The following is a 21,883-nucleotide window of genomic DNA, read 5'->3' as shown; positions in this document are numbered from 1 at the left end:
AACAGAAGGAGTGTTTACTTTGCCCATTACTTATTTGGAAGCATCGAAAATCTTCGAAATTCGCACAAACCGCTCCTCCTATATTTTCGGCATCAATGAGAAAGGAAACCCCCAAAGCTTGCACTGGGGGGAGCCGGTAGCAGCATCGGAGACCGCCGATCTGCTGAAAGGCTGGGGGCACAGCTCCTTTGATGCGAGCATCGAGCGGGATATGGAGGAGTACGGCGGCTGGGGCGGAAGCCATTACTCCGAGCCTTGCCTCAAGGTTAGGTTCGCAGACGGCGTTCGCGATGTGAAGCTTGTGTATGAAAGCTATGCGATCATTCATGACAATGAGCTGGTTATTGTCTTGGCAGATATGCATTATGCGCTTAAGGTCGAGCTTCGCTACAAGGCCATTCCTGAATATGACGTAATCGAGCGAAGCGTGTGCATTCGCAATGAGGAGGCATCGGCAGTCGTTGTCGAGCAGGCGCTTGCCGCAGCTTGGTCCATGCCAGCTATGCCGGCTTACAGGCTGACGCATGTCAGCGGCCGCTGGGCTGGGGAATTCCAGCTGCGAAGCGATCCATTGACCGAAGGAAAGAAGGTGCTGGAATCCCGCAGAGGGTTTACCGGAGCGAGCGCCAATCCTTGGTTTGCCATCGATAGCGGGAAAGCGGATGAAAGCTCCGGCAGCGTATGGTTCGGGGCGCTTGCTTGGAGCGGCAATTGGAAAATGGTCGTTGAGAAGTCCAGCTTCGGACGCGCCCGGGTGAGTGGCGGGATTAACGACTTTGACGGCGCCTTCACGCTTGCTCCAGGGGCTGCTTACAGATCGCCGGTGTTCGTGGGCGGGTTCGCCTCAGTCGGATTCGGCGACATGAGCAGAAAGCTGCATCGTTACCAAAATGAATGTGTTCTGCCAGGCTCCCGTATTCGAAAGGTTTTGTATAATTCTTGGGAAGCGACGGAATTCGCCGTATCCGTTCAGGGCCAAAAGGAGCTTGCGAAGCGGGCAGCCGCTATAGGCGTGGAGCGATTTGTCGTTGATGACGGCTGGTTCGGCGGTCGGAACAGCGACAGGGCGGGGCTGGGCGATTGGCAGGTGAATCCGGAGAAGTTCCCGAATGGCCTGCAGGAGCTTATCGATGAAGTGAAGGACCTTGGCATGGAATTCGGGATTTGGGTCGAGCCCGAGTCCGTCAATCCTGACAGCGAGCTGTACCGCAAGCACCCGGACTGGGCGTATCAATTCCCGACACGCGAGGGCACGCTGCTGCGCAATCAGCTGCTGCTTAACCTCGGCAAGCCGGAAGTCAAGGCATTCGTGCTCGGCTTCATGAAGGAGCTGCTCGGCACGTATGATATTTCGTTCATCAAATGGGATATGAATCGAACCGTCACGGAGCCGGGCGCGCTGCCGCTGCATGAGCAGCTTGGCGAATCGGTTTGGAACAGGCATGTCGAGAACTTGTACGAGATTTGGGTAGAGCTGAGAAGGAGCTTTCCTCATGTGGAATTCGAGACATGCGCGGGCGGCGGAGCACGCATTGATCTGGGCATTCTCCGTTATGCGGACCAAGCATGGATTAGCGATAATACGGATGCCCGCGATCGCTTGTCGATCCAAGAGGGATTCACGTTTGTTTACAGCCCTTCGGTTATGATGTGCTGGGTCACGGAATCCCCGCATGGCTTGAACGGGAGAAGGCTGCCGCTGTCCTTCCGGTTTCACAGCGCCATGATGGGCGGTCTCGGCATTGGCGCGAACATTAGCTGCTGGACGGAAGAGGAGGCGGCGGAAGCCAGCCGGTATATCGCATTATATAAGCAGATCAGATCAACGGTAACAGAAGGCAGCTTGTACCGTCTGGCTTCATTTGCGGACGGAAATACAGCTGCTTACCAATACGTGAGCAGGGATGGGCAGGAGGCGGTCGTTTTCGCGTTCCAGCAGGCGCAATATTTCGGCTATCAGGAAACGAGACTGAAGCTGCAAGGCTTGGTGCCAGGCCGATCATACGAGGTGTTGTCCGAGAATGGGAGCGGTGTCGTGCGACACGGTTCCAATCTGATGCAAATCGGCATCCCCCTTGGGTTGTCCGGGGATTATGCGAGCAGCATGGTTAGACTGAAGCTGCTCGAGGAGTAAGGAGCAAACGTTCATGAAAACGAATGGGACAACGATTGTTGATGCGTCGTACAAAGGTTTCCCTTCTATTGTGATGGAGAATGGATTCGTGCGACTGGAGCTTGTGCCTGAATTAGGCGCTAAGCTTGTTTCCATGGTTTATAAGCCAACCGGCAAAGAATGGCTGCTAGATTCGGGAAGCAGGCCGCTTCTTCCTCCTGTCTATGGTTCATCTTTCGCTAATGGGGATATGAGCGGCTGGGATGAGTGCTTCCCGACGATAAACAGCTGCGTTACCGAGAGCGGCGCGACGCTTCCCGATCACGGCGAAGCATGGTCGCTCCCATGGTCTTATCGGCGAAGCGGGACCTCTGTTCTATGCACGGTAAAGGGAGTGATGCTGCCGTTTCTGTTTAGCCGCGAGGTTACGTTCATGGAGAACGGAACGATCAGGCTTTCCTATGAGGTTCGCAACGAAGGGGAGAGGCCGCAACCTTTTTTATGGGCTGCGCATCCCCAGTTCGCCATAGAAGAGCCGACGGAGATCGTCCTTCCTTCCGGAATGCAGCAATTGCTATGCGTTTATGGAGGCATGCGGCATGATACGGGCCAAAGCTATGCATTCACTGGCGAAAGCCTCCTTCGTCCGGACATAACCGGTGACGGCAGGAAATTTTATTATCCGGGCCAAGCACCTGAAGGGTGGGCGGCTTTGCATGGGCAAGCTAGCGGCAATTATTTGCGGCTGCGCTGGCCTCTCGAGCAGGTGCCTTATTTCGGCGTATGGATCGATGAAGGAATGTTTAATGACCGATCCGTTTGTGCGCTGGAGCCGGGGATTGGCTACTATGACGCGTTAGATGCAGCCGTTCAGAATGGGACTGCCCGGACGCTCATGCCGGCGGAGGCCTATTCATGGCATCTGGATATTGAGCTGGGGATCGGAGACCTTGACTGAGCAAGGCTCTATATATGCTCCAGCTGAGCTTATAAGCGGATGGGCATGGGGAATTCATGCCGCAAGGGAACGCGACAAGAGCGCAGGCGGCAGTTATGCTGGAGAGAATGTTTATTAAATAGCGATACGAACAGGACGCTCCCGCGCGGGAGCGTCCTGTTTGCTTTTGATCAAGCCAGTCCTCAACCCTTCAGCTTGCTGCGATAGTCGGAGGGGGAGGCGCCGATAATTTTTTTGAATAAGCGGGAGAAGTAATACGGATCGCTGAGGCCAAGCGATACGCTGATTTCCTTGATGCTGTTGTTGGTCAAATCAAGCAGCTGGCAAGCTCTTTGCATTTTGAGCCGCAAATAATAGTCAATGGGGGCGTAGCCGGTTGACTGCTTGAACAGATGATTAAGATGCTGCTTGGAAATGGATGTATGCGAGATGAGCTCATCGATGGTCATGTTCTTCTCAAGCCGCTCCTGCATGTACAGGATCGCTTGCTCGATGTAAGCCTGGGTCTTCGCTTCCTGCTTCCTGCGCGGTATAAGCCCGATGAAGCTGAGCAAGTAACGCATTGTATGCGACACATGGATGAGATGCGAGGCAGAATAAGCCTTGGACGAGAGCAAATCGTAGCATTGATTGAATAGCTCCCTGATTTTGTCGGAATCGGATAAGGAAACATGAATCGGACCGGCTTCGAGCCCGCTGCTCTGAATAAGTGAAGCGATCTGCTCCCCTTTGAGATGAAACCAGTATATGCTCCATGGATCGCTCTCATCAGCCCCATATTCATGAGGCGTGTCCGGCGGGATAACGGCAACGGTCTGCTCCGACAATGCGAGGGGACTTTGGCCGTCAAGCCTGATCCAGCCCTTCCCGCCTACGCAAAAAATTAAAATATAGGAGTCGCTGCCCTGCGGCCGCTCGCGATAATGGCTTCTAGCGCGGCGATAGTAACCGATATCGGTTATATACGTATCGCCGATCAGCGGATGAGCGATCATTTCGTTCAGCTGGTAGGGAGGCAATACGATAATTTTTTCGTCATGGAAGCCTTCTGCTTTCCGAGGAATAGGAATTCGACCTCCTTTGTTTGGCCTAAGCGTATTTTACATTCCCGCTAGTTTGAATACAAGCAGGATAAATCAACAAAAATCAGAGTATCATCCATCATGAACAGCGGATAATCAATGGTAAGGATGTTGCCGCTCCAGTAAGGTATAGCTATAGCATATTGAACTGACCATGAGGAGTGAGTAGATTGAATAAGAACGAGCAACGAGCGCGCGTGTGGGAGGAAGTCGTACACATTCCAACCTACGGCGTAGGCAAACCCGATAAAAATCCGATGTTTTTGGAAAAACGCGTCTATCAAGGAAGCTCGGGCCGCGTTTATCCGCATCCGGTTATCGATAAGATTGAAGATGAGAAGCAGACCAAGCCATACCAGATGGTCATCCTCGAGAATGAGTATTTGCACATTGCCATTATGCCGGAGCTTGGCGGACGTATTTACCGGGCGATAGACAAAACGAATCAATATGATTTTGTTTATTACAACCAGGTGATTAAGCCGGCGCTCGTTGGGCTGGCCGGTCCTTGGATCTCCGGCGGTATCGAGTTCAACTGGCCGCAGCACCACCGTCCGAATACGTTCGGCCCCGTAGAATACCGGATGGAGGAAAAGGCGGACGGCAGCGCAACCGTATGGGTGAGTGAGATCGACCGCATGTACGGAACGAAGGTAACGGCAGGCTTTACGCTGCATCCCGGCAAGGCTTACTTGGAAATTCATGCACAGCTCTACAATCGTACGCCGGAGCCGCAAACCTTCCTTTGGTGGGCGAACCCTGCCGTTGCGGTAAACGACCACACACAGTCGGTATTTCCTCCAGACGTTACGGCCGTATTCGACCATGGCAAGCGCGACGTATCGAAGTTTCCGATTGCGACAGGCACTTATTACAAAATGGATTACTCGGATGGCGTAGATATTTCGAGGTATAAAAACATCCCGGTTCCTACCTCGTACATGGCTTACAAATCGGATTATAATTTCGTTGGCGGTTATGATCATTCCGTGCAAGCGGGCCTGCTGCACGTAGCGAACCACCATATCTCTCCAGGCAAGAAGCAATGGACTTGGGGCAACGGCGAATTCGGCCAAGCTTGGGATCGCAGCCTAACGGATGAGGATGGCCCGTACATCGAGTTGATGACCGGCGTATATACGGATAATCAACCGGATTTCACGTGGCTGCAGCCTTATGAGGAAAAGTCATTCAAACAATATTTCATGCCCTATAAAAATATCGGCGTCGTCAAAAACGCTACGATCGACGCGGCGGTCAACGTCGAGGTTGATCCGCATGCGGGAACTGCGACGATTTACGCTTATGCGACCTCTCATTGCGCGGGAGCTGCCATCGAGCTGAAGAGCAGCCGCAGAAATTATGTGCTGGAGACAGCGGACCTGTCGCCGAGCTTAACCTTCACTTCAATCGTTCCTTTGCACCCGGACGACCAAGAGCATGATTTGCAGCTTACGGTGAAGGATGCCTCTGGGCGGCTGCTTGTCAGCTATCAGCCGAAAAAGCCTGGCATTGAAGAAATACCTGATGCCGCGAAGCCGCTGCCAGAGCCGCAGGAGCTCAAAACAAATGAAGAGCTGTATCTAGCGGGCCTTCATCTCGAGCAGTACCGCCATGCGACGTTTGAACCGGAGGCGTATTACTTGGAAGGGCTGAAGCGGGATGAATCCGATGCGCGGATCAATGTTGCTTATGGCACGCTGCTGCTTCGCAGAGGCATGTTCAAGCAGAGCGAAGCCTATTTCCGCAAGGCTATCGGTCGCCTGACTTGGCGCAATCCGAATCCTTACGACAGCGAAGCTTATTACCAGCTTGGCGTATCGCTAAAGCATCAAGGGCGATTGGAGGAAGCTTTTGCCGCATTGTACAAATCGGTATGGTCATCAGCATGGCAGGATAGCGGCTATTTTACATTGGCGCAAATCGCTTCGGAGAGAGGCTCATTTGACGAAGCGCTTGAGCTTACGGAGCGTTCCTTGATCCGCAATTCCCGCAACTACAAAGCAAGGGATTTGAAAACAGCGATGCTTCGCAGGCTGGGCAGGCTGGTAGAAGCCATTGCCTATGCTTCGGAGACGATTAAGCTTGATATTGCCGACTTCGGTGCCTACAACGAGCTGTATTTGGGTTACAAGGAAGCGGGGAACGAGGCAGGAGCGAGTAACGTTCTGAAGGACTTGCTGGCGCTGCTGCGTGGAGACGTCCATAACCATATTGCGCTTGCATCGGATTATGCGGGAGCCGGCCTATATGCCGAAGCCATCGACGTATTGCACCATATCGCGCCGAATGCGCAATCGGATGTTTATCCTCTGGTTCACTATACGCTCGCTTATTGCTATGCCAAACAAAGCAACCAAGAAGCGGCAGCCCTTTATTTGACGGCTGGAAACCGAGCAAACCCGGATTATTGCTTTCCGAACAGCCTATTCGATCTCCTCGTGCTACAGTATGCTGTCGAAGCGCGTCCGGATGACGCCAAAGCCCTTTATTTCCTGGGCAATTTCTACTACGACAAGAAACGCCATTTGGAAGCCGTAGCGCTCTGGGAAAGCTCGATAGCAAGCGACGCATCCTTCTCCGTTGCGCACCGGAACGTAGCGCTTGCTTACTTCAACAAGCTGAATGATGCAGCTAAAGCAAGAAAATCACTGGAAGCTGCGTTTAAGTGCGACCAATCCGACGCGCGCGTGTTCTATGAACTAGACCAACTGTACAAGAAGATAGACCTTGGGGCAGAACAAAGATTAGCGCTGCTGCAGCAGCATCTGCCGCTCGTGCAGGCTAGGGATGATTTGTATTTGGAATACGTCACGCTGCACAATTTACTGGAGAAGCACGAAGCCGCGATCGAACTGCTCGCCTCACGCAGATTCCACCCTTGGGAGGGCGGCGAAGGCAAGACGCTTGGGCAATACGTGCTTGCGCTTGTTGAGCTGGCTAAGGAAAAGCTTGCAGCCGGCCATTACGTCGAAGCCGCAGAGCTGCTTAAGCAGGCACTCGAAAACCCTGACAATCTTGGCGAAGCGAAGCTGGCCGGCGCGCAGGAGAACAACGTATATTATTACCTTGGCTGCGCGTACGAGGGACTTGGACAATCGGCAGAAGCAGAAGCGGCGTTCAAGACGGCGTCGGAGGGGCTTGAGGAACCGGCAAGCGCCATGTATTACAATGACCAGCCGCCGGAAATGATTTTCTACCAAGGCTTGGCATGGTTGAAGCTGGCGAATGAAAAAGAGGCAAAGCGCCGTTTCAATAAGCTGATCGATTTTGCCGAGAAGCATTTGTTCGATGATGTCAAAATTGATTATTTTGCGGTGTCGCTGCCTGATTTCCTCGTATTTGACGAGAATCTGAACAATCGGAATGTGATCCATTGCCGGTTTATGATGGGGCTTGGCCATCTGGGGCTAGGTCGAATTCAGGAAGCGGCCGAGCAATTCGAGCTTGCTATGGCTATGGATCGCAGCCATCAGGGAGCGGCCATTCATAAACGTATGAGCGTGTAAATATTAATCGGCGTCTGGCGGAAATATCCGCCGGATGCCGTATGTTCATTTTAAGCGAAAAGGAATGAGTCAGGAAATGTCTACGACACGGATAACGACAGCATTGACGGAGCAATGGAGATTTCAAGCGGACCCTGCTGGGCTCGGTACGGAAGAAAACTGGTATGAGAGCGGATTGCCGGATGCGCGAGCGGTACGGATTCCGCATACATGGAATGTCGAGCAAGGCTTGGAGGAGTACCATGGGCTTGCTTGGTATAGTTATGAACTTCAGATAGCGTCGGATTCGCATTTTGCAGGAGAAGACCGAGGAGTACCGCAAGCATGAGGGGATCGCGGCGCTTATTTTTTTCAGCTTCAACGATTACCGTACGCAAATGGGAGAAGACGGCACAGGCAGATTGCGGCAAAGGGTGCATGGCACGACGGATTTGTATGGAGAGCCTAAGCCGTCCTATCAGGCGCTTCGCGAGTTAGGTGCGCCTATTACAGTGAAGCGGGGTTTATATGGATCGCAATCGCTCGTTGAACGTTGTCTGGACGGTCCGAGACGACATACCGAATCACGCGATCAGCGGTTATACGCTAAGGCTGGACCATGCGAACGGAAGCAGCGTGTATTCGATTCCTTCGCTGTCCCCAGGCGAGGAATGGCGCTTCGTATTACCAGCCAATGAGACATCGGGAGACGGGGTTGATTTCGATATCCGTCGGCCTACCGGATTTTCCGTGCTCGATGGCAGGCTGAGCATTGCGGAAGCCGAATAGCAGCCTGATCCATTGTGGTTGAATAAGCAACCAATATGTTGTGAATATGCCCTGTAACGGCAACCGTCAGTTTGTTACGATAACACGGACGAACGAATACGCAGGGCAATCAAATGCAATCCACCTATTCTCAGAATGGACCGAGTTGCTATAAATCAACTGTTATTACAGGAGGAATCATATTAATGACCACTTACTCGCTTAAGCTAGACGGACCGAATAAAGAGATTAAGCCAGGCAAGCTGGCTGGCAACAAAGGCTCGAACCCAAAAGGCGAAAGCTTTGGATTTACCAATTTCTATATGCTGCGCAATGATCAGCCCATTATTCCGGTCGTTGGCGAATTCCACTTCTCGAGATTCTCTTATTTGCACTGGGAGGAAGAGCTGCTGAAGATGAAGGCGGGCGGCGTGAATGTTATCGCTACCTATATCTTCTGGAACTATCACGAGGAAGAGGAGGGCATTTTTAATTGGAGCGAGAATCGCAATCTGCGTCATTTCGTAGATCTCTGCGCGAAGCATGAGCTGCCGCTTGTGCTGCGCATCGGACCTTTCTGCCACGGTGAAGTAAGAAATGGCGGCATTCCAGACTGGGTATTCGACAAACCGCTTGAAATTCGCTCGAATGATGAATTGTACCTTTTCTATGCCAAGCGTCTTTACCGTCAAATTGCGAAGCAAGTCAAAGGCAGCCTGTTCGCCGAAGGCGGACCGGTCATTGCCGTCCAGCTGGAGAATGAGTATATGCACTGCGGTGCTCCGCTCGATTCATGGGCCTATAAGGCCGGCGTTTTCATGAGCTCCGGGAAAGGCGGCAACTCGCATTTGGCCGAGCTGCGCCGAATCGCGGAGGAGGCTGGCATTACGCCGATGTTCTTCACAGCTACAGCATGGGGCGGGGCAGCCGTGCCGGAGACCGATACGCTGCCGATGCTTGCAGGCTATGCGTATACGCCTTGGATTCCGAATCAGCCGCCGAGCGGCGAGTACATTTACCGCGATTTGCATGTGAAGCCGTCCGAGGAAGTCAACTACGATACGCTTGATTATCCCGTCGCTTATTGCGAGATGGCGGGCGGCATGCAGGTCAGCTATACTGCCCGTCCGAATGTAAGCGCAGAGAGCGTGGAAGCGATGACGCTGGTCAAGCTGGCCAGCGGCAGCAATCTGTTAGGCTATTATATGTACCACGGCGGCTCCAATCCGGTAGGGAAGCATGGCTTTCTTAACGAATACGGTCTTCCGAAAATCACTTACGACTACCAATCACCGCTAGGTGAATTCGGGCGAGTCGGCAAATCCTATGACCGTATCCGCTCGTTGTCTTTGTTTATGGATGCATTCGGCTCGGTATTGGCGCCGATGGGTACGGTGCTGCCGGAAGGACAGTCGGCTATCCACCCGGAAGACACGGAGTCGCTGCGCTGGTGCGTTCGGCAGAAGGACGGATCGGGCTTCTTGTTCTTGAACAACTTCCAAGATCATCTGGAGCTTCCTGACCGTGAAGGCGTACGGATCGAGCTGGATACGGCGCAGGGTAAAGTCGCTTTCCCGCACGCGGGACATCTCACATTAAAGCGGGATGTGAGCGCGGTGCTGCCTTTCAACATCGAATTGGAAGGGGCGCTCATCGTGAGCGCAACCGTTCAACCGCTTACGAAGCTGAACATGGATGGGCAGCCTGTGCTTGTCTTTTATGCGCATCCGTCGCTTGCGGCCGAGCTTGTATTCAGTCGTACGAGCGTTGCATCCGTTGAGCTGGACGCGTCGCAGGCTGTTGAGGAAGCTAATGCGATCGTCGTTACGCCGCAAGTCGGCAAAGAGCATGCGTTCACAGTGGTGCTGACGAATGGCCAAAAGGTGAGCGTACTCGTTCTAACTAGAGAAGAGACGCTTCAAACCTATAAATTCCGGCTATGGGGCGAGGACAGGCTTGTGATCAGCGACAGCCGCCTTTACGCAAAGGACGAGCGTCTCGTTGCGACTTCTGAAGGAAAAGCAAGCTGGAGCGTATCCATTGCGCCTGCTCTGCCGGAGAAGGCTTTGCTGGCAAGCATGGGGGCAGTTCAAGCGAAGCGGGAAGGGTTATTTCAAACGTACTTGATTGAGGTACCGGCTTACGAGCCTGCGCTAACGGTGAGTAAGCCGCTGGAGAGAAGCGCCCTTGTCGAGCTTGATACCAACTGGCCAAACCATGTTTCGGATGTCTTCCTGAAAGTGGCATACGATGGCGACGTAGCGGCTGCTTACCTAGATAACCAGCTGCTTACGGACCATATTCATTACGGGGAAGCTTGGCCGATCGGACTGAAGCAATTCAAGGATGACCTGGAGCATAAGCAGCTGCATCTGTCGATTACGCCCCTACGCAAAGGAACGGTGCACACCTTCGTGAACCAAGCGCTCGTTGAGCGGTTCGAAGGCGTGGAAATTGCGGTATTCCATGCGATTGAGCCGATCCCGTATTATACCGTAGCCTTATATCAAGCTTTTAACTAATCATAGAAAACCGGAATTTCGGGCGTCATGCCGAGACTCCGGTTTTTTTTGAAATATAGGAAAGGATATCATTTCGCCAACTTTCTCTATATTTCTACTATGTTTTGATTTTGCAGGTTGATATATTCGTAGCGTAGCATCACGGTCATTGTATCTGATGTATGGAAGGAGTTCTGCTTCGGGAAGGTCGAATTCCTAGCGGCGCTCGCTAACATTAATCCTTCGCTTTATGTTACATGCCGCACGGCCTCCTTTTTTATAAAAATTGTGTAATTCGCCAGCTTATAGGCAAGGCGGTACGAAATGAGTGCGATATGAGCTCGATGAGCATCAACCCGGCTGATCTGGCGCTGATCTCGCAAAAAACAGTAAAATCAGCGCAAATTTTCATCGGCGCACTCCCGATCCTAATCGTCTACCCGTTCCTCCAAAAGTTTTTCGTCAAAGGCCTCGTTATGGGCTCGGTTAAGGAATAGCGAACTGCACATAAACTGCACATAAACTGCTAATAAACAGCTAATAAACTGCACATTTAAATATTCTTCCGATCGTCTTTGCTCAGGGATTCCTTTGAATCAACGAAGAAAGGTTGGAATCCCTTCACAAAAACGACCGCTGACGCTTCTCCAGAATCATTTAAATGCTCCGTTACCACAATTTGCTGAAGAAATCAGCGATAGACCAAAATTCAAAAAAGCGGTGCAGGATAACCCTCTGCAACGCTTTTTCTATGGAATATTCTTCTTATTTTCGATTATGAGAGCTGTTTCTTCAGTGAGCGTACCCCTTTTGAGTCAGCCTCTTCCTGCTTTTTTTAGTGCATGAAAGCGTGTCCCTTCAGGGACGAAAGCGATCCTACACAAACGTACCATCCAAAGCTACACAGTCAATCTAACGCTAGGCTCTTCCAACGCATGAAAGCGTGTCCCTTCAGGGACGAAAGCGATCCTACACAAACGTACCATCCAAAGCTACACAGTCAAACGAACGCTAGGCTCTTCCAACGCATGAAAGCGTGTCCCTTCAGGGACGAAAGCGATCCTACACAAACGTATCATCCAAATCGCCTCTGCCTAGCCAACGTTAGTCAATTGCGGGTGTCCAGAGGGCGCAGCGCCTCGGGGCCCTCCCTTGGAAGGGAGGGTTTGGGGGGGTTCGAAAAGCCTTGCAAGGTTGGTTTTACTATATTTGCAGTCTATAAACATACGTACAATTGCTATAGATCCTCCGTTCATAAAGTAAATGGAGGTGAATGGAAGATGTACAAAAAAAGCTATGCTAGTCGCAATATAAGAGGGAAGCTGCTAGTTTGCAAATATTTATCGGCTAATCGCAGTCTGTTGCCTTATGTTCCGAAAACGGTCCGGTTTAGTCGTAATAACCTGCAAATGATGCTGGAACGCTTTGATATGGTGTATGTCAAACCCGATGTGGGCTCGCTGGGAATTGGCATATTCAAGCTGAAACGGGTTGAATCCGGCTTTGAGCTGTATGAGCTCGTCCGCAAAAAACAAGTTCGCCGCACTTATGAATCGATAGATGGGCTGCATAAGCGGCTGTTGAGGGAGGGAGGACGAAAGCTCATTATCCAGAAGGGCATTTATTTGGACCAGGTGAATGAATGCCCCTATGATATCCGGGCGATGGTTCAGCGCAAGCCGGGAGGAAGCTGGGTCTGTACGGGCTTTATGGTCAAAGTCGGCGGCCGCAGCAAAATCGTTACGAATTATTATCAGGGCGGGAAAATTTATTCCATGAATAGGCTCGGCCTAGAGCAAGGATTGTCTCCAGAGGAGACAGCAGGCCGCATTACCCGCTTAACGGATGCTGCGCTGCGAATTGCTCGGGCATTGAGCAAAAAACGTGCAGGCATGCATGAGCTCGGCATCGATTTCGCTTACGACAAGGAGCAGCAGCTTTGGGTGCTTGAGGTTAATTCGAATCACCCGCAGTTCCATCCTCTTAAGCAGCTGGACCGGGCAGCCTATGATAAAATGAAGCGTTTTGCGGCAAGCTATGGCAGACGCGACGCCAAATAGACATTTGGGAGCAGTCCGGAAAAATCGGGATCTGCTTCTTTTTTTACAATATAAGACTTTATATGTTTCACGCGATAAAGTAAGCATCTATTTCTACGAGAAACGGATACCATCCTCTTGCAGAGGACGGCGAAGCCGTTTCTTCTTGTACTTAAAAATGATGACGCTTTCCTTGATGATTGAAAAGTATCATTTTTAGTTGTTCAGATAGCTATTAGTCGTTTTGGGATCGAGATAGAATACAAGAAGAACAACAAGAGCAAGGGGGATTGAGTAAGTGGCGCAGCTATCCGTAAATAAAGAGCTCGTTAAAAAACCTAAAACTAAACATGCGTTTCTGCGATTTTTGAAGCAAATGGACATCCAGCTAATGGTGCTTCCGGCATTGCTTCTGATCATTGTTTTCAGCTACATTCCGATGTACGGCGTCTTAATGGCATTCCAGGATTACAGCATTTTCAAAGGATTTTTTGCAAGCGAGTGGGTTGGCCTCAAGCACTTCGACATGTTTTTCAGCTCTCCGGAGTTTTTTGAGGTCATGCGCAACACGGTTGTTATCAGCATGCTGAAATTTTGCATCGGCTTCCCGGCACCGATCGTGCTGGCCTTGATGTTGAATGAAGTGAAGAATATGATGTTCAAGCGGCTTGTGCAAACCGTAAGCTACCTGCCCCACTTTATGTCATGGGTCATCGTAGCAGGACTTATCATGTCGATGCTATCGACGGATAACGGCAGCGTGAACATTTTGCTGGAAAAAATGAATTTCATCGAGGAGCCGATCAACTTCCTGTCGCTTCCGGAATTGTTCTGGTCCATCCTCGTATCGACTGGGGTATGGAAAGAAATCGGCTTTGGCTCCATCGTTTATCTGGCTGCAATCGCAAGTATCGATCCGAGCATGTACGAAGCGGCTTCCATGGACGGGGCAAGCAAGTTCAAGCAAATTTTCTTGATTACGCTGCCATCCATTATGCCAGTCGTGCTGATCTTCATGATTCTGGCTATCGGCAATCTGTTGAATGCGGGTTTCGAGGATATTCTCCTGTTGGCGGTTAACCCGGTGCTCAGGGACGTATCGGATGTAATTGATACCTACGTTTACCGAGTCGGAATTCAAAGCTCCAGATATTCTTACGCAACGGCGGTCGGCCTATTCAAAGCAGTAATCAGCGTCGGACTACTGACGATGGCGAACTACCTGGCGCGCAGAGCCGGCAGCAGCTTGTGGTAAACGATACAATTAGCCCGGAAAGGCGGAGGATGCAGTGATCAGGCTTAGCTTCGGAGACCGCATCATGACGGTAACCATCTATATTATTCTCACACTATTGGCTTTTCTAACCTTCTATCCCTTCTGGAATGCGCTGGTCATTTCCTTTAACGCCGGCATAGATACAGCGATGGGAGGCGTAACCTTCTGGCCGCGGTCATGGACGCTGGAGAATTACGGCATCGTATTCAAGGACGAGCGTTTGGTTGGCGCATTCCTCATCTCTATCGCCAGAACGGTTGTGGGTACGGCAGCATCCATTCTAGTGACAGCCATATTCGCATACGGCATCTCGAAAAAAGAGCTCATGGGCCGCAAATTTTATATGATTCTGTGTATCATTACGATGTATTTCAGCGGAGGGTTAATTCCTTCCTTCCTCTTGATACGGGAGCTTCACCTGATGAACACATTCTGGGTATTCATAATCCCGTCATTGGTCAGCGTGTGGAATATGATCATATTCCGTACCTTCTTTCAAGGCTTGCCCGCAGGTCTGGAGGAGTCAGCCAAAATCGATGGAAGCGGCAACTGGGGCATATTTTTCCGAATTGTTGTTCCGCTCTCCGGTCCCGTTATTGCGACACTATCGCTGTTCACCGCTGTTTTTCATTGGAATGACTGGTTCGGTCCAAGCATTTACATCACCAATGAAAAGCTGCTGCCTATACAAACGATGCTGAAACAGATTCTGAATTCGAACATCGTCTCCGATCAGATGTCACAGCTCGATTCTGCTGCGCAAGGCCAATTAGCCAAGATGCGGACAGTTACGAGCAAGTCATTATCAATGGCGACAATGATGGTGGCCACCATTCCAATTATCATGGTCTATCCATTCGTGCAGAAGTATTTCGTCAAGGGTGTGCTCGTTGGGTCATTGAAAGAGTAGCGGGTACTAAATGTAGTGTGTAGCGTGGTTTAGAGCGTAAGCTTTGAACATATAAAAAAGAGCTTGAAAGGGGATTTTAAACAGATGAAAGCGAAAAGTAAACTGCTCGTCCCTATCGTCTCCGCATTTATGGCTGTTTCCATGCTTGCTGGCTGCAGCAGCAATGGCGGCACAAAGAATAACGGAGAAACGGCAAACAATACGGCGGATGCGAATAACAGCAACAAACCGGCATCGGTTTATGAACTTGGCAAGGAGCAGCTTGATTTTACGCTATACGGCCACTACGACTGGTACACGATGCCAGCTTGGGGCGGAGATATTACCAGCACATGGATCAGAGATACGAAAAAGGTTAACGTGAAACCGATCCACTCCGGCGGAGCGGCGCCTCAGAAGCTGAATACGATGATCGCAACCGGCGACCTGCCTGATGCCATCTGGCTGGAGCGCGTGGATGTAGAGAAGCTTCGCAGCGCGGATATGCTTGTACCATTCGACGACTATTTGGACAAATACCCTAACCTGAAGAAGTGGCTGGGCGAGGAAGGCATCAATATGCTTCGCTCCGAGGACGGCAAGCTGTACCAGTTCCCGAACTGGTATACGAAACAACCTAACGGCAACGCTGGTTATGTCGTAAATAAAAAGATCTATGCAGAGCTAGGTTCGCCGAAGCTTGAAACGACGGATGATCTATACAGCTACCTGAAGCTTGTAAAAGAAAACTATCCGAATGTTGTACCATATGAGCCGCATTTGGCAAAGGACGGACAAGGTCTTGACGTACTGTACTCCGCATTCAAAGAAAACGATCAGAAGTTCCCGGGCATGCGTGCCGTGCCTAACGGCGACAAGCTGACTTCGATCTTCCTTGATCCGCAATACCGTGAGTATGTGCAGTATACATCGAAGCTGTTCCGCGAGAAATTGATCACGCAGGATGCAATGACGCAAACGATCGATCAAATTACGGAAAAAGTAATGACAGGCCGCGTTGCGGTATTCGCAGCGGCAAGCCCGACTGAAATTGCCATGCAAGCGCATGCCGAGCTCGTGAAAAACGATCCGGAAGCTGGTTATTTCATGATTTGGCCGATTCATAAAGAAGGCATGGACAAAGACAAGGTTTTCCCTGGCACTTATGGTATGCTTGGTTGGAACGTAACGGTTATTACGAAAAAAGCGAAAAATCCAGAAGCGATCTTCGCATTCTATGATTGGCTGACTGGTGCAGAAGGCCAAAGCGCATTGATGTGGGGACCTCCAGGCATCTATTGGGATGGCGTAGAAGCGGATGGCGAGACGCCGATATTTACGGAGAAATACACGTCCGACGCAGGCGAGCTGGCTAAGCTTCAAGCCATTACGACGAACCTGAACTGGGTGGGCAACACGGTATTCCTTGATACGACCAAAGCGAAATTCGAAGCAACGCTTCCGGTAGAGCAGCAAAACTGGTCGACTCGTTACCAACGCGAGATTACTTGGAAAACGCAATCCAACGCTACGGAATTTATTAATATCGATCCGCAGCCGGATACAGAGGAAGGCATCATCCGTCAACGTATCGAGGATATGTATCTTGAGGTTAGAGCGAAAGCGTTGTTCGCGAAAAATGATGCGGAAGTGCTGGCTATACTCGATCAAGCGGAGAAGGACGCACAAGCTGCCGGCTACGACAAGCTGCTGGCGTTCAAGACAGAGAAATGGCAAGCTAATCTTGCAAAAATGAAAGCACAAGAATAAATAAGCCATGAAAAACGACGGGTATGCTAAGAGTTTTAGCGTACCTGTGTTTTTCGTTTTTCCAGGTTTATTTTTAGCTGCCTCACATTTCGTGCTTTTCAAATTGGAGCTGATAGGATCATGTATAAAGTATTGCTTGCCGACGATGAGAGGCTGGACTTGGAAGGGATGCGCACCTTCATTCCGTGGCAGGATCTTGGCATGGAAGTTGTAGCAGGCGTAATGAACGGCTTTGATGCGTGCAAGGTGCTCGATACGGAGAAGGTCGATATTATCGTAACGGATGTTCGAATGCCGAACATGACAGGCCTTGAGCTGGCGAGACGCGCGCTTGAGCGGTCAAAGGACATCAAAATTATTTTTGTAAGCGGCTATCAGGATTTCAGCTACGTGAAGCAGGCGCTGTCGTTGAACGCGGTCAACTATGTGCTGAAGCCAATGGATGACCAAGAGCTGATTGATTCCCTGCTTAAGGTGCGCGGCGATCTGGACGAGGAGCGTCAACGGCAGGATGCCTACTGGCAGATGGTACCGATTGTGAAAAATGAATATTTGCTGCAGCTGCTGGAAGGGACGAGCAGTCAAAAGACGATTGAGGTGCTCAGCCAAGAATACGAAATGGACCGGTTCCACTTTCCCGGCATAGCCGCGGTCCTTGAAATCGACGACCGCTCTTGGAAGCCGAACGAAGAGAATCAGACCGAGACCGATGAGATGCAGCAGGTTGTCGCATTGTGCAGGGAACTTGGCGTACGGCAGATTTGTAAAATAAACAAGACGCGAATCGCCCTGCTTATTGAGCATTCAGAGGGTGAATCCATACCGGAACAGGTTGTTCACCAGGTGAAGAGGAAATTAGCGTTCTCCATTACGGCTGGCGTCGGAGATTCATGCGGTACGATTGGCGAGCTGTCGCAGTCCTATAAGCAGGCGGTAGAAGCGCTTGATCTGAAAATGTTCTACGGGAAAGGCAGAGTGATCGGCCACGGTGAGGTCAGGCCTTCTGAGAAAGAGGATGTCAAGCATCTGGATGCGAAGCTGGAAGCGTTGTTTGGCGCCATGTCCAGCTATGAGCTGGTCCGGATTCATGACGAGCTTGACGAGCTGTTCCAGGTTGCCAAAAGCTTGAAATCAAAGTTGACGCTGCGCAATTATGCCCTCTACATCGTGATGAAGCTTGACAATTACTTGCAAAGAACGAACGAAAACGTATATCAGCTGCTTGGCCTTGAGCTGAACAATTATGATATTATGATGCAGTTCGAAACGATCAACGACATTCATCTCTGGCTGCGGCGCCGCGTCTATGAAATTTCAGAGACGCTGCAAATGAACAAGCAGAAAAAGAATTGGAAGCTGATCAAGCAAATCATCGATTTCATGAAAGAACGTACGCATGATAATATTACGCTGCGTGATTTGGCGGAGCAGTTCTCCTTGTCGCCGAACTATCTCGGTTTGATTTTCAAAGAAGAAACGGGCAAAAACTTTAGCGAATACTTCATTCAGCTGCGAATGGAGAAGGCGTGCGAACTGCTTAAATCGACAAATCTAAAGATTTACGAAATCGCTGACCGGGTTGGCTACCGCCACCTGCCGTATTTCAGCAGACAATTCAAGGAAATGTACGGCATGACGCCGTTGGAGTATAGAAGAACATGACGAATGCGAAGCAGGAGCATCGCTACATGCCGTTTGGAATCAAGCTGATGCTTACCTACAGCTTATTTATCATCATACCGGTCATGCTGGTCGGATACGCGGCCAATATTATATTTACGAGCTCGATCCAAGAGCGTACGCGCGAGATCAATCACGGAACATTGGAGCAAATGAAGGATAATATTACCTATAAGTTGGAGGATATGTCTCGTATCTCGGACATGCTGTATTTTGACAGCAATCTAGCATCGTATTTAAGGCATTATGAGGAAGGCTGGGTCAGCTATGAGGCAACGACGAAGCAGCTCCTTCCCAAAATCCAGACGACGATTGAAGCGGCAAACAACAAAATGCGCCTTGCGGTTTATTTGCACAACGACACGCTGCCCGAAATCTACCACAATTATAAAAATACGGATCCGCTTAACGCCGAAGGTCCTTTATTTGATTTGTACCATATAACGAGAATTAAGGATAAAGTTTGGTACATGAACTACCCGAAGGAGAAGTACGGACAAACGCTGCAATGGAAGCAGATCGAAGCGGATTCCAAATTCGGTCATATTTCGCTGCTGAGGCGGCTTGTGAATATGAATGATCCGATCACGCTGGAGGAGATTGGCTTCGTCCGCATCAGCTTGCGTCTGACGGATCTGCTGGAGAGCGTCGATTCCGAAAAAATCGGCAAAGGCACAAAAATTTTCGCGATCGACGAAAACCGCAAGATCATGTTTTCCTCCGGCGATACGGCTTATCGGCTTGGCGAGACGTTAAGCGAAGAGAAAATTTCTAACTACTGGGCCATTGACGAACAGCTTCCCGAGCTGAACTGGCATTTGCTTGCACTTGTTCCGACGGACATTATGGAAAAGGCTACAAATGAAGTAAGGCTGTGGACCATACTCATTTGCTTAGCCTGCTATGTGGTATTCTCTTTCGCGGGCTTGTTCATCTCTCGGTTCTATTCGCGAAAGGTATCCAAAATCATTCGCGTGCTGGATGCCTTTCAGGAAGGTAATTTCCAGAAAAAGATTATGTTCAAGGGCAAGGATGAATTCACCCGGATTTCCATCGCATTGAATGAGATGGGCCAGAACATCGACGAGCTTATTCAAGAAGTGTATATGACGAATATCAAGAAAAAGGAAGCGGAGCTGGAGTCGCTGCAAGCGCAAATCAATCCGCATTTCCTTTACAATACGCTATCTTCGATTAGCCGGCTGGCGAAATTCGGCGAGGTCGATAAGCTGCAGCGGATGGTGCTGGATCTGGCTAAGTTCTACCGCTTGTCGCTTAACGAGGGCAGAACGGTCATTCCGATTAAAAACGAATTGGAGCAGGTCGGGGCATATATTAACATTCAGAAAACGAAGTTTGGCGACGGAATGGAAGCCTATTTTGACATTGACCCGGATATATTGCGATTTACGACCGTGAAGCTCATACTTCAGCCTTTTATAGAAAATGCATTGGAGCATGCCTGGTATGGGGACCGCATTAACATCCGAATCGTCGGCAAGCTGAAGGACGGTCTGATTACATTTCAGATCATTGATGACGGAGTCGGCATTCATCCCGAAATATTGCGCCAGCTGTCAGATCCGGTGGAGAGCCTGAATGTCGGCTACGGCATCCGCAACGTTGACGGAAGGATACGTCTGCACTTTGGCGCGGATTACGGCGTCAAGATCGTCAGCAAGCGCGGAATGGGCACGTCGGTTTGCATAACAATTCCAGCAAATAAAAAGCAAGGTGAAAAGGAACGTCCTCATTAATGTGAGGGCGTTTTTGCTTGTTCTTTAAATCTTATGTAATAAAACCTAACATAAGTATTGACACATCCGTACGTTACCACCTATAATTCGTTTAAACGTTAGGTTTTATGACAAGTGAATATCGGTTCTCGAGCAAGATGAATGAGAACGACAAGCAGTCTAGGGTTCCGTTAACGCCGAAAAGTCGTTAAGTCTGGTCCGAGAGACGGCGTATAGATGAAGGGGCTTTACGTGTCCCCATCTATATAACACGGAAGGATAAAAGCCTGGGAGATCACTCTCCCAGGCTTTTATTTTTTTAAAATATAGGAAAGTATATCATTTTGCCAACTTTCTCTATATTTCTACGCGAAACGTAAGCTTAGCCGCCAGAGGACGGATTCAGCCGTTTACGCTTGAATATATAAGAATTTATATGTTTTCACATATAAGTGTGCTTGTATATCTCCGCGAAACGACTGCTTTTGCCAATGAGGACGGCGACAGCCGTTTACCTTGGGCGGAGAACGGATGCTTATAAAAAAACAGATGACTGGAGTGGGGAAAATGAAAAAAACGCTTAGATCAACAGCGGCACTTATACTTATCGTAGCTATGGGATTGGTAGCAGCATGCTCCGGAAATGCAAAGGATTCGGCAGGTGGAGCGGCAGGCGATCCGATTACGATCGCGCTTAGTCCTTGGCCGGGCTGGTATATGTGGTACTTGGTGGAGGAGAAGGGCTTTTTTGAAAAGCATGGCGTTGATGTGAAGCTTGAATTTTTCCCTGTATATAGCGACTCATTGCAGGCGATCGCGGCGGGCAAGGTTGATGCGAACAGCCAGACGCTCAGCGATTCGCTCGCGCCGCTGTCGAAGGGAATCGGACTAAAGGCCGTGCTCGTGAATGATAATTCGTTCGGAGGCGATGCCATTGTGAGCAAACCGGACATCAACTCCATAAAGGATTTGAAAGGGAAGACAGTTGCGACGGAGCTCGGGACGGTGGATCATTTCCTGCTGCTGACCGCGCTTGCCGAGAATGGCATGGACGAGAAGGATATCAAATATGTGAATATGACCGTGAATGACGCAGGCCCCGCATTTATTTCCGGAAATACGGATGCGTCGGTGCTTTGGGAGCCATTCCAGACGACGGCAGTCAAAGAGGGCAAAGGCAAGGTGCTTTATTCATCCAAGGAAACGCCTGGACTGATTCCTGATCTGCTCGTGTTCCGTGAATCCGTCGTGGAGAAGCGTCCTGAGGATGTGCAAAAAATCGTCGACGCTTGGTTTGATGCACTGGATTGGTATGAAGCGAACAAAGATGAAGCGATTAAGCTGCTCGCCGAGAAAGCGGAGTCTACGCCGGAGGACTTTAAGCTAGGCCTCGACAGTATCAAGCTGTTCGGGGTGGACGACAACATCAAAGCGTTCGAGAAACGCGACGAGTACACTTCGTTGAGCTATACGGGCATGAAAACGGCAGATTTCCTTTACAATTTGGATATGGTCGACAAGCTGGACAGCGTAGATGAGCTGTTCGATCCTCAATTCGTAAATAACAAAGCTGGGAAGTGATA

The 21,883-nt window shown here is 50.2% G+C and carries 15 protein-coding genes, 2 pseudogenes and 1 riboswitch; of the genes and pseudogenes, 16 read left to right on the top strand and 1 reads right to left on the bottom strand.

The window, feature by feature from the left end:
• The first annotated feature begins 10 nt into the window (after positions 1 to 10).
• Genes FHS16_RS04160 through FHS16_RS32210 form a run of 3 tightly spaced genes read left to right on the top strand, consistent with a single transcriptional unit; the run spans position 11 to position 3,189 of the window.
• A complete protein-coding gene (locus FHS16_RS04160) occupies positions 11 to 2,134 on the top strand; it encodes an alpha-galactosidase (RefSeq protein WP_376769648.1) in 2,124 nt (707 codons plus the stop codon).
• A 13-nt stretch (positions 2,135 to 2,147) separates the two neighbouring features.
• Positions 2,148 to 3,071, top strand: coding sequence for an aldose epimerase family protein (locus FHS16_RS04155; protein ID WP_183559160.1), 924 nt, complete (start codon positions 2,148 to 2,150; stop codon positions 3,069 to 3,071).
• The gene (locus tag FHS16_RS32210; protein ID WP_281378984.1) at positions 3,064 to 3,189 is read left to right on the top strand and encodes a hypothetical protein; all 126 of its coding nucleotides are present in this window, start codon (positions 3,064 to 3,066) and stop codon (positions 3,187 to 3,189) included. The genes FHS16_RS04155 and FHS16_RS32210 overlap by 8 nt, the downstream gene beginning before the upstream one ends.
• Before the next feature lie 64 nt (positions 3,190 to 3,253).
• On the opposite strand, the gene FHS16_RS04150 is transcribed toward FHS16_RS32210, so the two are convergent.
• Positions 3,254 to 4,066, bottom strand: a complete 813-nt coding sequence (locus FHS16_RS04150) for a helix-turn-helix domain-containing protein (protein WP_221226252.1) — start codon at positions 4,064 to 4,066, stop codon at positions 3,254 to 3,256.
• A 257-nt stretch (positions 4,067 to 4,323) separates the two neighbouring features.
• On the opposite strand from FHS16_RS04150, the gene FHS16_RS04145 reads away from it, so the two are divergent.
• The 13 genes and pseudogenes from FHS16_RS04145 to FHS16_RS04085 all read left to right on the top strand — a co-directional run bounded on the left by FHS16_RS04145 (position 4,324) and on the right by FHS16_RS04085 (position 21,881).
• Positions 4,324 to 7,662 (top strand): tetratricopeptide repeat protein, encoded by a 3,339-nt coding sequence (locus FHS16_RS04145; RefSeq protein ID WP_246431585.1) that lies wholly within the window; start codon positions 4,324 to 4,326, stop codon positions 7,660 to 7,662.
• A 76-nt stretch (positions 7,663 to 7,738) separates the two neighbouring features.
• Positions 7,739 to 7,990 (top strand): sugar-binding domain-containing protein, encoded by a 252-nt coding sequence (locus FHS16_RS04140; protein ID WP_183559158.1) that lies wholly within the window; start codon positions 7,739 to 7,741, stop codon positions 7,988 to 7,990.
• 179 nt (positions 7,991 to 8,169) lie between these two features.
• Entirely contained in the window at positions 8,170 to 8,430 is a 261-nt protein-coding gene (locus FHS16_RS04135; protein ID WP_183559156.1) for a hypothetical protein, read from the top strand.
• Between the two features lie 185 nt (positions 8,431 to 8,615).
• Positions 8,616 to 10,931: a beta-galactosidase gene (locus tag FHS16_RS04130; protein ID WP_183559154.1), complete on the top strand. Its 2,316-nt coding sequence runs from the start codon at positions 8,616 to 8,618 to the stop codon at positions 10,929 to 10,931.
• Between the two features lie 141 nt (positions 10,932 to 11,072).
• Positions 11,073 to 11,162, top strand: a pseudogene (locus FHS16_RS31605) (sugar ABC transporter permease); the annotation flags it as partial.
• Positions 11,163 to 11,242: 80 nt separating this feature from the next.
• Positions 11,243 to 11,407 (top strand): annotated as a pseudogene (locus FHS16_RS04125) (carbohydrate ABC transporter permease); the annotation flags it as partial.
• Between the two features lie 783 nt (positions 11,408 to 12,190).
• Complete coding sequence (locus FHS16_RS04115) at positions 12,191 to 12,970, top strand: YheC/YheD family protein (protein ID WP_183559149.1); 780 nt, start codon at positions 12,191 to 12,193, stop codon at positions 12,968 to 12,970.
• Positions 12,971 to 13,247: 277 nt separating this feature from the next.
• Positions 13,248 to 14,204, top strand: coding sequence for an ABC transporter permease (locus FHS16_RS04110; RefSeq protein ID WP_183559147.1), 957 nt, complete (start codon positions 13,248 to 13,250; stop codon positions 14,202 to 14,204).
• A 34-nt stretch (positions 14,205 to 14,238) separates the two neighbouring features.
• Complete coding sequence (locus FHS16_RS04105; RefSeq protein WP_183559145.1) at positions 14,239 to 15,135, top strand: carbohydrate ABC transporter permease; 897 nt, start codon at positions 14,239 to 14,241, stop codon at positions 15,133 to 15,135.
• Positions 15,136 to 15,219: 84 nt separating this feature from the next.
• Positions 15,220 to 16,884 carry an extracellular solute-binding protein gene (locus tag FHS16_RS04100; RefSeq protein ID WP_183559143.1) on the top strand — a complete coding sequence of 555 codons (1,665 nt, stop codon included), beginning with the start codon at positions 15,220 to 15,222 and terminating at the stop codon, positions 16,882 to 16,884.
• 120 nt (positions 16,885 to 17,004) lie between these two features.
• Positions 17,005 to 18,546, top strand: a complete 1,542-nt coding sequence (locus FHS16_RS04095) for a response regulator (protein ID WP_183559141.1) — start codon at positions 17,005 to 17,007, stop codon at positions 18,544 to 18,546.
• On the top strand, positions 18,543 to 20,321 hold the full coding sequence (locus FHS16_RS04090; RefSeq protein ID WP_183559139.1) for a sensor histidine kinase: 1,779 nt from the start codon (positions 18,543 to 18,545) through the stop codon (positions 20,319 to 20,321). Before FHS16_RS04095 ends, FHS16_RS04090 begins: the two co-directional genes overlap by 4 nt.
• A gap of 148 nt (positions 20,322 to 20,469) precedes the next feature.
• Positions 20,470 to 20,596: riboswitch (guanidine-I (ykkC/yxkD leader) on the top strand.
• Between the two features lie 271 nt (positions 20,597 to 20,867).
• The gene (locus FHS16_RS04085) at positions 20,868 to 21,881 is read left to right on the top strand and encodes an ABC transporter substrate-binding protein (RefSeq protein ID WP_183559137.1); all 1,014 of its coding nucleotides are present in this window, start codon (positions 20,868 to 20,870) and stop codon (positions 21,879 to 21,881) included.
• Positions 21,882 to 21,883 lie beyond the last annotated feature (2 nt).

It is taken from the genome of Paenibacillus endophyticus, assembly GCF_014192395.1.
GTDB classification, from domain to species: Bacteria; Bacillota; Bacilli; order Paenibacillales; family Paenibacillaceae; genus Pristimantibacillus; species Pristimantibacillus endophyticus.
The sequence above is the reverse complement of the archived record's forward strand: the minus strand, read 5'-3'. Positions and strand labels throughout refer to the sequence as shown.